Consider the following 11,358-nt stretch of genomic DNA (forward strand, 5'->3'; position numbering starts at 1 on the left):
GCCGCGCGTGCAGGCGACCGACGACCCCGAGCGCATGGACCTCTCGCTCGACACGATCGTCCCCGACAGCCCGAACAAGCCCTACGACATGCGCGAGGTCGTCAAGCGGATCGTCGACGACGAGGACTTCTTCGAGGTGCACGAGCACTGGGCGAAGAACATCATCGTCGGCTTCGCTCACCTCAACGGCATCCCGGTCGGCATCATGGGCAACCAGCCCAGCCCGATGGCCGGCGTGCTCGACATCGACGCATCGGCCAAGGGCGCGCGCTTCGTGCGCACTTGCGACGCCTTCAACATTCCGCTGATCACCTTCACCGACGTGCCCGGCTTCCTGCCCGGCACCGCCCAGGAGTGGGGCGGCATCATCCGTCACGGCGCCAAGCTGCTCTACGCGATCACCGAGGCCACCGTGCCGAAGATCACCGTGATCACGCGCAAGGCCTACGGGGGCGCCTACGACGTCATGGGCTCGAAGCACCTCGGCATCGACTTCAACTTCGCCTGGCCGACGGCCGAGGTGGCCGTGATGGGTCCCGAAGGCGCGGTCAACATCATCTACCGCAAGGACATCGCCTCGAGCCCGACGCCGGCGGACCGTCGCCAAAAGCTGATGGACGACTACAAAGCGCGCTTCGCGAACCCGTACAGCGCCGCCGAGCGCGGCTACATCGACGACGTCATCATGCCGCATTCGACGCGGCGGCGGATCGCGCGGGCGCTGGCGATGCTCAGGGACAAGCACGTCGAGATTCCGATGAAGAAGCACGATAATTTGCCGTTGTGATCTCTTTGCTATCCGTCATTCCGGGGCGCGCGTAACGCGAACCCGGAATCTCGTGAATCACATTCTCTGGATTCCGGGTTCATCGCTGCGCGATGCCCCGGAATGACGGGAAAAAAGGTATTCGGAGGAACCCATGCCCACAGCCTATTTCGTCGTCCGCGCCACCGTGACCGATCCCGCCAAGCGCGCCGCGTTCGATGAGTGGTATCAAAAGGAACATCTTCCCGACGCGACCAAAGCGTTCGGCATCACCAGGGCGCGGCGGTTCTGGAGCGCCAGCGATCCATCGCTGCATATGGCGACGTATGAATTTCCCGACCTGGCGGCGCTGGAGCGCGGCACCGGTCCGGACACGATGAAGCCGCTGGTCGCCGAATTCGACCGCTGCTGGCCCGGCGTCACCCGCACCCGCGAGGTGCTGGTGCTGGCGGAGGAATTTGGGGCGTAGGGGTTCCTGAGCCATCGTACCGGCCGGGCGCCGTCATGCCTCAGATGATACCCCGGAGCCGGTTCCACCCTACTAAAGGCCGGGCGAACCGGCTTGCCAAGCCTCTGGCGTAATGGCCTAATCGGCCAATTCAACCAAGCAAAAACCAACTTCCACAGGGAAACGCATCATGGGCTTTCAATCGCAGCGAGCTGGTAGCCGTCACCTCACACTGGCCTTGGCGGCCGTTGCGGCCCTGGCGCTGGCTTGCGGACCGGCCGCGGCGCAGGGGGCTTCACAAGCCTGGCCTAACAAGCCGGTGACGTTCATCGTGCCATTCGCCGCGGGCGGCGGAACCGATGCGTTCGCCCGTCCGCTGACGGCGCAGCTCGACAAGCAGCTCAACCAGCGCTTCTTGATCGACAATCGCGCCGGCGCCGGCGGCACCGTCGGGGCGTCCGCGGCGGCCAAGGCCGAGCCCAACGGCTACAACTTCTTCGTCGGTGCCGCGCACCATGCCATTGCACCGGCGATCTATCTCAAGCTCGACTACGATCTCGAAAAGGATTTTGTCCCGGTCGTCCTGATCGCGGCCCCGCCGCAGGTGGTGACGGTCAATCCGTCCAAGGTCGCGGCCAAAACGCTGGCCGAGTTCATCGCCTATCTGAAGGCTAATCCGAACAAGGTGGATTACGCCTCGGCCGGCCGCGGCACCACGCATCATCTCTCGGGAGAATTGTTCCAGATCCTCTCGGGTACGCAGATGAACCATGTGCCGTATCGCGGCGCGGGCCCTGCGATGCAGGATCTGGTTTCCGGGCAAATCCACGTCATGTTCGACGGGCTCGGCACCTCCGCCAACCAGATTCAATCCGGCACGCTGCGCGGCCTCGCGGTTGCAGCGCCGGCGCGCTCGCCCGCGATCCCGGATGTCCCGACATCAGCGGAAGCCGGGCTGAAAGGCTTCGAAGTGTCGACCTGGTATGCGCTGTTCGCGCCAAAGGGCACGCCGCCGGAGATCGTTGCGAAGATGGCGGCCGAAGTACGCAAGGCGCTGGATTCGGATCTCCTCAAGGACATCTGGGCGAAGAACGGCTCCGCCACGCCAAACCTGGCGGGCCCGGAGTTCGCAAAGTTCGTCAGTTCCGAAGTCGCGCGCTGGGGCGACGTGGTGAAGAAGGCCGGCATCAAGCCGGAGTGATCGAACGCGGGTAGAACATGCGTAGGGTGGGCAAAGCGAAGCGTGCCCACCATGACGCGACGGGATGGAAGATGGTGGGCACGGCGCAAGAGCGCCTTTGCCCACCCTACGGCTCCGACGCCGTCACTTCATCCCCATGCAGCTGGCATAAAACGTCGTGGTCGCCGGCCAGTCCGAAAACATGCCGCGCACGCCGACCTGTTGCGCCAGCACGTCGAGCACGGTGAGCGTGTCGCCGTCGCGGTCAATCGCGGCCTTGATCGATTTGTGATAGAAGCCGCCGCCGCGGTCGAGCGGGCCGTCGCGCTCCAGCGACCATCCGATCAGATCGAGGCCGGCGGCCTTCGCCGCTTTGGCATATTCCGACGGCACGATCTCGCTCTTGTCGTTCAACGCCAGCATCAGGGTGATCGGCGGCGCCAGGATTTTGACGCCCTGCGCCTTCAGCTCCACCATCGACGGCTTCCATGTCTCGGGCTTCGCGGGGTGCAGACCCGAGGTCTCGTAGCGGCCTTCGAGATACACCGCCTGCGCCGCGAATTCCGGCTCGGTCTTCACCCAATACAGGATGTCGGCAAGGCTAAAGCTCTGGGCCAACACGTCGCTGGCCGGAATGCCGGCGTCCTTGTAGGCCCGCAGCATCTGCGAGGCGTATTTCTCCTGGGTGTAGTCGCCGTCGAACGGCATCGCGACTTCGGGCGCCTTCAGTTCCGGCGTGAATTTGGCGCCGAGGCTTTTGATCAGCGCGATGCTCTCGTCGTGGGTCATCAGCGTGCCGGAATGGCTGTAGAGATCGGTGCGCCAGCGCGGCGTGCCGTCCTGATATCCGGCCACATTGGTGGCGTTTGGATTGAAGCCGTCCATCTTGGCCGTCAGCGTCCTGAATTCGGCCAGCGTGATGTCGCTGGTGCAGCACTTTGCGGATGCCTTGCGTCCGGTGGCGGGATCGGCCGGAATGAACGGCATCGTGCATTTTGCCGCCAGCGCGGGCAGCGACAGGATGTTGGTCGTGGTGTGCAGGTCGCATTGCGAATGCCGGCACACCAGTTGCCGGTCTTTCGTAAAGGTCACGTCGCATTCGATCACGCCGGCGCCCATTCGGGCCGCCGCGGAATAGGACTCTTTGGTGTGCTCGGGGAATTGCAGCGCCGCGCCGCGATGGCCGATCGAAAAATCGGTCTTGTGAAACGGCCCGGTGCACTGCTGAAGTTTCTGCTTCAGCGGCCCGTCCTTCATCTTGTCGACGAGGTAGAAGGGCCGGGGACCGATCTGCGCCTCGCGCGGCAGCGTATGCTGTGCCGCGGCGGGGGCGATGAAGGCAACGCAGAACAGCGCGGACAGCAGGGCGGAGCGAAAGCGGGTCGGCATGGGCGGTTCTCACTGATGATGCGCAGGCGGATATCATAGCATTGTGACACTCCCTCGTCGTCCCTGCGAACGCAGGGACCCAGACCGTGATCTATCGACGAAGGGAAGTGTTCGATGACTTGTTGTGGCCCCGACCGCCTGTGGTTATGGGTCCCTGCGTTCGCAGGGACGACAAGCGGGGGCGGTTCAGCCAGCATTCATCTGGCCGCGATCAAAATCTCCTCGCATCACTCCATAGTGCCGCGACGAGGGAGATGTCATGGAACGCCGCCACTTTCTGAAACTCGCCTTTGGATTCGCCGCGGGCGCAGCGGCATTGGTCGCGGGCGCGGAGGCGGAAGCCGCACCGCTCGCGCCGCAACCGATCACGAAGGACCCGCCGCCCGGCAACGCTGACGCGCAACCGGCGGTCACCACCGGTGACGAAGCGGATCGTCTAGCGCCCGAACCGGTACGCTGGGGCCGCGGTCGCCGCCGGGGATGGGGCAGGCGAGGTTGGGGTTGGCGCCGTCGCGGTTGGCGCCGCCGCCGTCACTGGGGCTTTCGTCGCCGCTGGCGCCGCCGCCGTCGCATCTGGCGCCGCCGTTACTGGTAAGCGCAATTAGTCCGGTTTGCAGGAGGGCGGGATTCGAATCCCGTCCTCCTGTTGCCGCGAACACGTCAGGCAGCTGTGGCAGCCCTCCAACAAAAAAACTCCGCGTGAGCGGAGTTTTTCCGTGATGCTTTCGTGAACTCAGTAACGGCAGCGTCCCGCATACCAGACCATGCCACGGGGGCAGACGCGGGCGCGCGGTACCACCACGACCGGAGCCCGGTACACCACGACCGGCGGCCGCCGCACCACGACCACGCCGCGATTGGATACGCATCCACCATAGGGGCCGCGGTGGAAGCCGGGGCCGCATCCCTGCGCGGCATTGGCGGTGGCGGCGAAGCCCGCGACGCTGGTTGCAAGCAGGGCTGCTGCGATCAGATACTTCATGTTTTCTCCCCTCATTGCGAGCCGCATCGTGCGGCGCCGGAATCCCGGTGATTCGACAGGTTGCCGAATACAACACGTCGGTAAATTTGTGCGACCTTAATGTGGCGACCTGAACGCGAAATGAATGCGCGCGGCGAGCGGCTTCGGCGTTCAACAAAGGTCTCGTAAAGTATCGAACAGCTTCGTAGCCCGGATGGAGCCCTTGCGAAATCCGGGGCCGGTGTTGCGTCACGCTCCGTCCCGGATTGCGCCATCGCCCGCGCGTTCGCGCGGCCCCTGGCTCCATCCGGGCTACGGCGTCAGCACACGCAGCTTAATCCGAACTCTCACCGAACAGCGCGGCAAAACGCTTCTCGCCGCTACGGGTGAAATTGACCACCCGGCTGCCGGGGGCGGCGTCGCGCGCCGCCCAGTTCAATTCGGTGAAGCGTGACATGATCGCAGCCCCCAGCGTGCCCGCCAGATGATGGCGCCGCTCGCTCCAGTCGAGGCAGGCCTTGCACAGCGGGCGGCGCGGATGCGCCAGCGCGGCCGCGTCGATCTGCAGCGCCTTCGCCATGAAGCGCTCGCCGTCGGCGGTGAGTTCGATCGTCTGCTTGTTCTGGCGCAGCAGGCGCTGCTTGCGCAGGCTGTCCAGCATCTGCACGCCGAGATCGCCGGCGAGATGATCGTAGCAGATCCGCGCGCGGCGCAGCGCCGGATCCTTCGGCCCGGTGCGCAGGCGCATATGGCCGGCGCGCGCGGCCAGGCCGGCGAGGCCCTCGAGCACGCCGGCGACATCGGGATCGCTGAGGCGGTAATAGCGGTGGCGGCCCTGCTTTTCCTGCTCGATCAGACCGCCAACCTCGAGCTTCGACAAATGCGAACTCGTGGTCTGCGGCGTGATGCCGGCCTGGTGCGCCAGCTCGCTGGCGGTCAGCGCGCGGCCAGTCATCAGCGCCGTCAGCATGTTGGCGCGGGCGGGATCGCCGACCAGAGCGGCGATCATGGCGATGTCGGGGCCTGCTTTCATAGTTCGATGTTAGACGAAGCATCGATGTCGTCAAGGGGATATCTTGATTGCTGTCCGAGTTCGTCATTGCGAGGAGCCAACGGGTCGCGCGAACGCGCGCCCGATGACAGGCTCCGCGACGAAGCAATCCAGCTTTCCTAGAAGCAAGCTGGATTGCTTCGCTTGCGCTCGCAATGACGGCTGTCAACCATTGGAGTTCAAATGGCCATCACCGTCTTCATCCGTTACCAGCTCGATCCGTTCAAGCGCGCGATGTTCGAGCAGTATTCGAAAAACTGGCTGACCATCATCCCGAAATGCGGCGGTGACTTGCAGGGATACTGGATGCCGCATGAGGGCACCAACAACATCGCCTTCGCGCTGATCTCGTTCGAAAACCTCGCCGCCTATAAAGGCTATCGCGCGCGGCTGCGCGCCGATAGCGAAGGCATGGCCAACTTCAATTTCGCCGAGGAGAACAAATTTATTCTGGCGGAGGAGCGGACCTTCTTGCGGAAGGTGGCATTGTAGGCCATCTCCAATGCGCAACGGAGGCGCAACATGATAGCCGTGATCTTTGAAGTCTGGCCGAAGCCGGAGCACAGGCAGGAATATTTCGATCTCGCGGCTGACCTCAGGCCAGCCCTGCAAACCATCGACGGTTTCATTTCGGTCGAGCGGTTCGAAAGCCTGACCGAGAAGGGCAAGATTCTTTCCCTGTCGTTCTGGCGCGATGAGGAAGCCGTCGCCGCATGGCGCAATGTGCCGGGACATCGCAAGACCCAGGGCAAGGGCCGGGCGAAAATATTCGAGAACTACCGGCTGCGCATCGCAGGCGTCATCCGCGACTACGGGATGGATGATCGCGCCCAGGCGCCAACGGACAGCCGCGCCGTCCACGAGGCTCACTAGCCTGCACCCTTTACCTCGCCCCGCTTGCGGGGAGAGGTGAGTCAACCGCTCGTGCTGTCGAATATTGCGCACTAGCCCCGCTCGTGGCGCGCGGATATTCTTGCATCAGGCAATCAATCAAAAAAGGGAAGAGACCATGCCGGTCACGACTGCTGACAAGCGCGCCGCATTCAGGAAGTTGCACGAAGGCGGCTGCTTCATTATTCCCAATCCGTTTGATGTCGGCAGCGCAAAGGCGCTGCAGCATCTCGGCTTCAAGGCGCTGGCTTCCACCAGTGCCGGCTTTGCCTGGACCATCGCCAAAGCCGACAACCGCGTCACCGTCGACGATGTCTGCGATCACCTTGCCGCGATCTGCGCGGCGGTCGACATTCCCGTCAATGCCGATTTCGAGGACGGTTTTGCGCATGAGCCGGACAAGGTCGGTGCCAACGTCGCACGCGCCGTCAAGACCGGCGTTGCCGGCCTTTCGATTGAGGATTTTACCGGCGACAACGCCAGGCCGCTGTTCGATTCCGCGCTTGCGATCGAGCGCATCAGGGCGGCGCGCAAGGCGATCGATGCCGACAAGTCAGGCGTCCTGCTCACCGGCCGCTGTGAGGCGTTCCTGCGGGGACAAAAGGATCTGAAGCTCGTGATCGACCGGCTCACCGCCTATGCCGAGGCTGGCGCCGATTGCCTCTATGCGCCCGGCATCGCGACGCCGGAAGAGATTTCGGCGGTCGTGAAGGCGGTGCATCCCAAACCTGTCAATCTCCTGGTTGGTGCGGCCGGCCCATCGCTGAAGGTGGCCGCCGACCTCGGCATCCGCCGCATCAGCGTCGGCGGCGCGCTGGCGCGCGCGGCCTGGGGCGGCTTCATGCGGGCGGCCACGGAGATGGCGGAGCAGGGCACGTTCACCGAGCTCGGCAAGGGCTATTCCGGCGGCGAATTGAACAAGATGTTCAGCTGACGCGAGGCGTGAACAACAGGCGGCGCACCATCCCAGTCGTCATCGCCCGACATGATCGGGCGACCCAGTATCCAGAGACGTCAGTGATGGAGCCGAGAAGCCGCGGCGTACTGGGTCCCCGGTCAAGCCGGGGATGACGGGTCTTTGTAGAGCAACAGTCGTCGTCGCGAGTCTCACGCAAACAAAAACGCGGCGGGCAATTGCTTGCCCGCCGCGCGGTGATTTCAGGTTGCCGGTGTCAGCTGTTACTTGCTGGGAGCCGGGCTGGCCGGCGGATTGGCTGCGGGCGCCGGAGCCGGAGCCTGCGGACGCGGCGCCGGCGCTGCGCCAGTCGTCGTGCCGGGTTCGGTATTGGAGCGCGGCGTCACGTCACGCATGCCCGTGGGGGCTGTCGGAGGCGAAGTACGCTCGGTGTTCTGGGCCGTCGAGGTCGGTGGCGTGGTGCCGGCCTGATTGACGGTCGAGTTGTTCAGTCCGTAGAAAACCGCGCCCAGCACCACCGCGATGGCGATGGCGAGCATCGCAACCTTGCCTCCGCTGGCAGGACCCTCCGCGCGTTCGGGATCAGCCTGCAACTCGTTGTCGAGGCGGGCCTGACGGCGAATGTCGGCGTCGGTCAGATTGGAGCGATAGGGATCGTCCGGATTGATGGCCATGGATTAGTTCCTCCGTTGTCCCCTAACAACCTCTGGAAGCAGGGTGGGTTCCGGGAACCGCACCCCCTTTTCTCGGAATGCCAGCCGCAGCCACGTTTCGGCCTGTTCAGAATGGAACCCGGGCCGTAAGTTCCCGAAATCTTCATCTCAAGAGATTCGCGATGTGGGCCCTGCCATCGACCGATATTGTGTTGTACGGGCTGTTCGTCGTGGCGCTCGCTGCCGAGGCGATGACGGCGGCGCTCGCCGCCGGCAAGCGCAGCATGGACTGGGCCGGCGTATGCATGCTGGGCTGCATTACCGCGCTTGGCGGCGGCACGATCCGCGACGTCTTGCTCGGGCACTACCCGCTGGTCTGGGTGCAGCACCCGTCCTTTCTGCTGCTGACCGCGGGGGCGGCGTTCGCCACCATCCTGATCGCCCGCCTGGTGCATCGGTTGAACACGGCGTTTCTGGTGCTCGATGCGATCGGACTGGTGGTTTTCACCATGGCCGGTTGCGACGTCGCGCGGCAGATCGATCCTTCGTCGTCGCTCATCATCGTGGTGGTGGCGGGGATGATCACCGGCTGCGCCGGCGGCGTGCTGCGCGACATCCTGTGCAACGACGTGCCGCTGTTGTTTCGCGCCGAACTCTACGCCAGCGTTTCCATCATCACGGGGTTGTTCTATTCCGTCGGGTTTGGGCTGAAGCTGAATCCCGAAATGTGGACGGCCCTGACCTTCCTGCTCGGCCTGTCGTTTCGTTTGCTGGCGATCCGCTACAAATGGGAAATGCCGAAATTCGTCTTTGACGAGAATCGCCGGTAACCCGGTCGGCGCGACCGATGGCTGACGCAGTGCACAAAAGCATGCGGCGCCCCGGGGAGGGCGTTACGTCGTTTCGCGCGAGAGCCTTCCGACGACACAACCCGCAAACGCAGGGCCAATGCACGGGCACGAAATTGCGATCTTTCGACGCGGGGCTCCAATGCCGAGATTTGTGATGCGCCGGGCGCGGAAAGCGACATAGACTGGTTCTAAGCTAGAGCAACGACTAGCTAAAAAAGCCCCGGCGCGGCGGCTCGAAGAGGGTGGAATGGGAATCAATCAGGGTCCGATCAGTCTGGACCAGAAATATACGCAAGGCTCGGGCCACGTCTTCATGACGGGCATCCAGGCGCTGGTCCGGCTGCCGATGGCGCAGATCCGTCGCGACCGCGCCGCCGGCCTCAATACCGCGGGTTTCGTCACGGGCTACCGGGGGTCGCCGCTCGGCGGCTACGACCAGCAGCTGTTCGCCGCGCGAAAACACCTCGAGCAGTACAACGTCAAATTCCAGCCCGGCGTCAACGAGGACCTTGCGGCCACCGCGGTCTGGGGTTCGCAGCAGCTCAACCTGTCGAAGGGCGCCCGGCATGACGGCGTGGTCGGCATCTGGTACGGCAAGGGCCCCGGCGTCGACCGCTGCGGCGACGTGTTCCGCCACGGCAATGCCGCGGGCTCGGCCAGGACCGGCGGCGTGCTGTGCCTCGCCGGCGATGATCACGGCGCCAAATCCTCCACCGTGCCGCATCAGTCGGACCACGCCTTCATCTCGGCGCTGATGCCCTATCTCTATCCCTCCAGCATCCACGAAATGATCGAGATGGGCCTGTTGGGTATCGCGATGTCGCGCTACTCGGGCTGCTGGGTCGGCATGAAGGTGATCACCGAGACCGTGGAGACCACGGCCGAGATCGATCTCAACGATGAACTGAAGCAATTCATCATCCCGACCGACTTCGAGATGCCGCCGGGCGGGCTCAATTTGCGCTGGCCCGACGACCGCTACGATCAGGACCGCCGCCTGCAGGATTACAAGGGCTATGCCGCGATCGCCTTTGCCCGCGCCAACAAGGTCAACCGCATCACCATGGATTCGCCGAACGCGCGGTTCGGCATCATGGCCTCGGGCAAGAGCTACGAGGATATCAGGCAGGCGCTGCGCGAACTCGGCGTCACCCCCGAAGTCGCCGCCAAGATCGGCCTCCGGCTTTACAAGATCGGCATGCCGTGGCCGCTGGAGCCGCAGGGCGTGCGCGAATTCGCCCACGGCCTGGAAGAGATTTTCATCATCGAAGAGCGCCGCGAGATCGTCGAGAACCAGGTCAAGCAGGAGCTGTTCAACTACAACGTCCGCCCGCGCATCGTCGGCAAGATGGACGAGCTCGACAAGCGCTTCCTTCCCTTTGCCGAGGAACTCTCAGTCGCCTCATTGGCCAGCTCGCTGACCGAGCGGTTGCTGCGCCTCAATCTCAATCCCGAAATCGCAGCCATGCTGCGCGCCAAGGCCGACTGGTTCAACGGGCGCCTCGCCAGCCAGATGCAGCCGGCATCGCCGATCACCCGTACGCCGTATTTCTGCTCGGGCTGTCCGCACAACACTTCGACCAAGGTGCCCGAGGGCAGCCGCGCCTTTGCCGGCATCGGCTGTCACTTCATGGCGCTGTGGATGGACCGCAGCACCGAAACATTTACCCATATGGGCGGCGAGGGCGTGCCGTGGGTCGGCGTCGCTCCCTTTACCGACGAGCAGCACGTCTTCGCCAACATCGGCGACGGCACCTATTTCCATTCCGGCAGCCTCGCGATCCGCCAGGCGGTCGCCTCCGGCGCCAACATCACCTACAAGATCCTCTACAACGACGCGACCGCGATGACCGGCGGCCAGCATGTCGACGGCGACCTGTCGCCGCAGCAGATTACCTTCCAGCTGCACTCCGAGGGCATCCGCGACATCTACCTGGTCTCGGAAAATCCCGAGGCGTATCCGGCTTCCGACATCGCGCCCGGAACCAAAACCGCGCACCGCGACGACCTCGACGCCGTCCAGAAGACGCTGCGGCAGGTCAAGGGCGCTTCCGCCATCGTGTTCGTGCAGACCTGCGCCGCCGAAAAACGCCGCCGCCGCAAGCGCGGCACCATGGAAGATCCGGCGCGCCGCGTCATGATCAATCCCGCAGTCTGTGAAGGCTGCGGCGATTGCTCGGTGCAGTCGAACTGCATCTCGGTGGAGCCGCTGGAGACTGAGTTGGGTCGCAAGCGCACCATCAACCAGTCGA

13 protein-coding genes are annotated in these 11,358 nt (G+C 64.2%); 9 read left to right on the forward strand and 4 right to left on the reverse strand.

The features are described from left to right. From Q7T45_RS23025 to Q7T45_RS23035, 3 genes are all read left to right on the forward strand, one after another. On the forward strand, window positions 1-787 hold a 787-nt coding region (locus Q7T45_RS23025; RefSeq protein ID WP_304873843.1), incomplete at its 5' end, for an acyl-CoA carboxylase subunit beta. A gap of 133 nt (window positions 788-920) precedes the next feature. Then, entirely contained in the window at window positions 921-1,235 is a 315-nt protein-coding gene (locus Q7T45_RS23030; protein ID WP_304873845.1) for a hypothetical protein, read from the forward strand. Between the two features lie 169 nt (window positions 1,236-1,404). After that, window positions 1,405-2,415, forward strand: coding sequence for a tripartite tricarboxylate transporter substrate binding protein (locus Q7T45_RS23035; protein ID WP_304873847.1), 1,011 nt, complete (start codon window positions 1,405-1,407; stop codon window positions 2,413-2,415). A 123-nt stretch (window positions 2,416-2,538) separates the two neighbouring features. On the opposite strand, the gene Q7T45_RS23040 is transcribed toward Q7T45_RS23035, so the two are convergent. After that, window positions 2,539-3,783, reverse strand: coding sequence for a glycerophosphodiester phosphodiesterase family protein (locus Q7T45_RS23040; RefSeq protein WP_304873849.1), 1,245 nt, complete (start codon window positions 3,781-3,783; stop codon window positions 2,539-2,541). Window positions 3,784-4,042: 259 nt separating this feature from the next. Between Q7T45_RS23040 and Q7T45_RS23045 the strand changes: the two genes are divergently transcribed. Beyond that, window positions 4,043-4,378: a twin-arginine translocation signal domain-containing protein gene (locus tag Q7T45_RS23045; RefSeq protein ID WP_304873851.1), complete on the forward strand. Its 336-nt coding sequence runs from the start codon at window positions 4,043-4,045 to the stop codon at window positions 4,376-4,378. Window positions 4,379-4,516: 138 nt separating this feature from the next. Here Q7T45_RS23045 and Q7T45_RS23050 read toward each other — a convergent pair whose 3' ends face one another. After that, a complete protein-coding gene (locus tag Q7T45_RS23050; protein ID WP_304873852.1) occupies window positions 4,517-4,765 on the reverse strand; it encodes a GCG_CRPN prefix-to-repeats domain-containing protein in 249 nt (82 codons plus the stop codon). A gap of 313 nt (window positions 4,766-5,078) precedes the next feature. Beyond that, window positions 5,079-5,777 carry a helix-turn-helix transcriptional regulator gene (locus Q7T45_RS23055; protein ID WP_304873854.1) on the reverse strand — a complete coding sequence of 233 codons (699 nt, stop codon included), beginning with the start codon at window positions 5,775-5,777 and terminating at the stop codon, window positions 5,079-5,081. Window positions 5,778-5,978: 201 nt separating this feature from the next. Between Q7T45_RS23055 and Q7T45_RS23060 the strand changes: the two genes are divergently transcribed. From Q7T45_RS23060 to Q7T45_RS23070, 3 genes are all read left to right on the forward strand, one after another. After that, window positions 5,979-6,287 (forward strand): NIPSNAP family protein, encoded by a 309-nt coding sequence (locus tag Q7T45_RS23060; protein ID WP_304873856.1) that lies wholly within the window; start codon window positions 5,979-5,981, stop codon window positions 6,285-6,287. Between the two features lie 30 nt (window positions 6,288-6,317). Then, complete coding sequence (locus Q7T45_RS23065) at window positions 6,318-6,668, forward strand: antibiotic biosynthesis monooxygenase (protein WP_304873859.1); 351 nt, start codon at window positions 6,318-6,320, stop codon at window positions 6,666-6,668. Between the two features lie 136 nt (window positions 6,669-6,804). After that, window positions 6,805-7,620, forward strand: coding sequence for an oxaloacetate decarboxylase (locus Q7T45_RS23070; protein WP_304873862.1), 816 nt, complete (start codon window positions 6,805-6,807; stop codon window positions 7,618-7,620). A gap of 245 nt (window positions 7,621-7,865) precedes the next feature. Here Q7T45_RS23070 and Q7T45_RS23075 read toward each other — a convergent pair whose 3' ends face one another. Continuing rightward, entirely contained in the window at window positions 7,866-8,276 is a 411-nt protein-coding gene (locus Q7T45_RS23075) for a hypothetical protein (protein ID WP_304873864.1), read from the reverse strand. A gap of 161 nt (window positions 8,277-8,437) precedes the next feature. Here Q7T45_RS23075 and Q7T45_RS23080 point away from each other — a divergent pair, with 161 nt between their 5' ends. Beyond that, complete coding sequence (locus Q7T45_RS23080; protein WP_304873866.1) at window positions 8,438-9,085, forward strand: trimeric intracellular cation channel family protein; 648 nt, start codon at window positions 8,438-8,440, stop codon at window positions 9,083-9,085. Between the two features lie 268 nt (window positions 9,086-9,353). After that, on the forward strand, window positions 9,354-11,358 hold a 2,005-nt coding region (locus tag Q7T45_RS23085), incomplete at its 3' end, for an indolepyruvate ferredoxin oxidoreductase family protein (RefSeq protein ID WP_304873868.1).

Source organism: Bradyrhizobium sp. (assembly GCF_030646015.1).
Taxonomy (GTDB): domain Bacteria; phylum Pseudomonadota; class Alphaproteobacteria; order Rhizobiales; family Xanthobacteraceae; genus Bradyrhizobium.

Bases quoted from the DNA above. Each gene is read 5' to 3' on its own strand.
- Q7T45_RS23030 (WP_304873845.1), top strand. From the start codon at position 921: ATGCCCACAGCCTATTTCGTCGTCCGCGCCACCGTGACCGATCCCGCC.
- Q7T45_RS23035 (WP_304873847.1), top strand. From the start codon at position 1,405: ATGGGCTTTCAATCGCAGCGAGCTGGTAGCCGTCACCTCACACTGGCC.
- Q7T45_RS23040 (WP_304873849.1), bottom strand. From the start codon at position 3,783: ATGCCGACCCGCTTTCGCTCCGCCCTGCTGTCCGCGCTGTTCTGCGTT.
- Q7T45_RS23045 (WP_304873851.1), top strand. From the start codon at position 4,043: ATGGAACGCCGCCACTTTCTGAAACTCGCCTTTGGATTCGCCGCGGGC.
- Q7T45_RS23050 (WP_304873852.1), bottom strand. From the start codon at position 4,765: ATGAAGTATCTGATCGCAGCAGCCCTGCTTGCAACCAGCGTCGCGGGC.
- Q7T45_RS23055 (WP_304873854.1), bottom strand. From the start codon at position 5,777: ATGAAAGCAGGCCCCGACATCGCCATGATCGCCGCTCTGGTCGGCGAT.
- Q7T45_RS23060 (WP_304873856.1), top strand. From the start codon at position 5,979: ATGGCCATCACCGTCTTCATCCGTTACCAGCTCGATCCGTTCAAGCGC.
- Q7T45_RS23065 (WP_304873859.1), top strand. From the start codon at position 6,318: ATGATAGCCGTGATCTTTGAAGTCTGGCCGAAGCCGGAGCACAGGCAG.
- Q7T45_RS23070 (WP_304873862.1), top strand. From the start codon at position 6,805: ATGCCGGTCACGACTGCTGACAAGCGCGCCGCATTCAGGAAGTTGCAC.
- Q7T45_RS23075 (WP_304873864.1), bottom strand. From the start codon at position 8,276: ATGGCCATCAATCCGGACGATCCCTATCGCTCCAATCTGACCGACGCC.
- Q7T45_RS23080 (WP_304873866.1), top strand. From the start codon at position 8,438: ATGTGGGCCCTGCCATCGACCGATATTGTGTTGTACGGGCTGTTCGTC.